The 2,075-nt window shown below is 69.5% G+C and carries 2 protein-coding genes; both read right to left on the bottom strand.

Annotated elements, in window-relative coordinates:
* Positions 1-12: 12 nt before the first annotated feature.
* Entirely contained in the window at positions 13-1,278 is a 1,266-nt protein-coding gene (locus tag VF522_RS13675) for an Hsp70 family protein (protein ID WP_330908829.1), read from the bottom strand.
* Positions 1,278-2,075: amino acid--tRNA ligase-related protein (locus VF522_RS13670; protein ID WP_330908828.1), on the bottom strand; the 798-nt coding region annotated here is incomplete at its 5' end. The genes VF522_RS13675 and VF522_RS13670, both read right to left, overlap by 1 nt.

Below are 2,075 nucleotides of genomic sequence, written 5' to 3'. Positions count from 1 at the left end.
CCCCCACGCCTGTCACCGCTGTCCGGCGTACGCCAGCCCCGACCCCACGCCCCCGAACAAATCCCCTTCGACGATCGCCGTCGCCGGGAAGCGCCGCTGCAGGGCCTGCTGGAAGGGCTGCAGCGCCGACGAGCCGCCCGTGAGGTAGACGGCGTCCAGCCGATCCGGCGCGACGCCCGCGCGCCGCAGGCATTCTTCCGCGCAATCCACCACCTGCTCCAGGAGTGGCGCGAGTCCTGCCGCCATGCCTTGCGCATCGACCGCAGCCTGCAGCCCGCGCTCCACCACTCCCAGGTCGATTGCGGAGCTGCCTGCATGCATCGACACCTCGATCTTCGCCCGCTCCACTTCGCTCGCCAGCAGGTGCCCGAGGCGCTGGTCCAGCACGGCCAGCAGGCGGTCGTGCAGGCGCGTGTCGCCGTAGTTCACGCGCAGCTCGCGCACGTCGCGCAGGACCCGGGGCGTGTACATGCGGTGGATCAGGTGCCAGGTGGCGAGGTCGAAGAAGGGGCCGCTCGGCACCTCGCGTCCCGCCGGCCCGACGTGCCGAAGTCCCAGCAGCGGCATCACCTGCTGCAGGTTCAGCTGGCGGTCGTAGTCGGTGCCCCCGATGTGCACGCCGGTGGTCGCGAGGATGTCGCTGCCGCGGTCGCGCGCCGCGATCCGGTCCGGTCCGAGCCGCACCACCGTGAAGTCGGAAGTGCCGCCGCCGATGTCGACGATCAGTACCAGCGATTCGCGCGCGAGGCGGCGTTCGTAGTCCAGCGCCGCGGCGATCGGCTCCAGCTCGAAGCTCACGTCGGTGAAGCCGGCGGCCGCCGCGGCTTCGGCCAGCACGGCCTGCGCGCGCCGGTCGCGGTCGGCCTCGTCGTCGACGAAGTGCACCGGGCGGCCGATGACCGCGCGCCGCGGTTCATGCCCCAGGTGACGGGCCGCGCGCTGGCGCAGCTCCGAGAGGAAGAGGGCGATGATCGCCTTGAAGCTCAGGCTGCCGCTGCCGACCGCGGTTTCCTCCTCCACCAGGCTGCTGCCCAGGAGGCTTTTCAGCGAGCGCATCAGCCGGCCTTCGACGCCGGCGAGATACAGGCCGATCGCGTCACGGCCGAAGTGGGTGCCGTGATCCTCGATGTTGAAGAACACCGCCGTCGGCAGGGCCGTGGCGGTGCCTTCCAGCGGCACCAGCAACGCCCGGCCGTCTTCGGCCAGGTAGGACACCGCGGAGTTCGAGGTGCCGAAATCGATGCCGAGGGCGGGCTCGCTGCGGCGCGAGCGCGCCATCAGCTCTCCCGCCGCAGGGCGGGGAACAGGATGATGTCGCGGATGCTGGCGCTGTCCGTCAGCAGCATCATCAGCCGGTCGATGCCGATGCCGCAGCCGCCTGCCGGCGGCATGCCGTATTCCAGCGCGCGGACGAAGTCGTGGTCGTAGAACATCGCCTCGTCGTCGCCGGCGTCCTTGGCGCTCACCTGCGCCTGGAAGCGCGCGGCCTGGTCCTCGGCGTCGTTCAGCTCCGAGAAGCCGTTGGCGATCTCGCGGCCGGTGATGTACAGCTCGAAGCGTTCCGTCACTTCCGGGCGCTCGTCGTTGGCGCGCGCGAGCGGCGAGATCTCCGTCGGGTGCTCCATGATGAAGGTCGGCTGCCACAGCTTCTCCTCCACCTTCTCCTCGAAGTAGAAGACCTGCAGCGAAGCGAGCGAACGGCCCGACAGGCGATCCTTTTCCTCGGTGAGGCCCAGCTTGCGCAGCTGCTGGATCAGCCAGTCGCGGTTGCCCACGTTGTCGCCGGCCTCGGTGTGGCGCACGATCGCCTCGGGGATGGTCAGGCGCTCGAAGGGTTTCGACAGGTCCACTTCCTTGCCGGCGTACGACAGCTGCAGCGTGCCCACCGCCTTCTGCGCGGCGTCGCGCAGCAGCGCCTCGGTGAAGTCCATCAGGTCGCGGTAGTTCCAGTACGCCGCGTAGAACTCCATCATCGTGAATTCGGGGTTGTGCCGGACCGAGATGCCTTCGTTGCGGAAGTTGCGGTTGATCTCGAACACGCGCTCGAAGCCGCCCACCAGCAGGCGCTTGAGATA

The sequence above is a fragment of the Ramlibacter sp. genome, assembly GCF_036383835.1.
GTDB lineage: Bacteria > Pseudomonadota > Gammaproteobacteria > Burkholderiales > Burkholderiaceae_C > Ramlibacter.
This window is presented reverse-complemented; position numbering and strand designations above follow the sequence as displayed.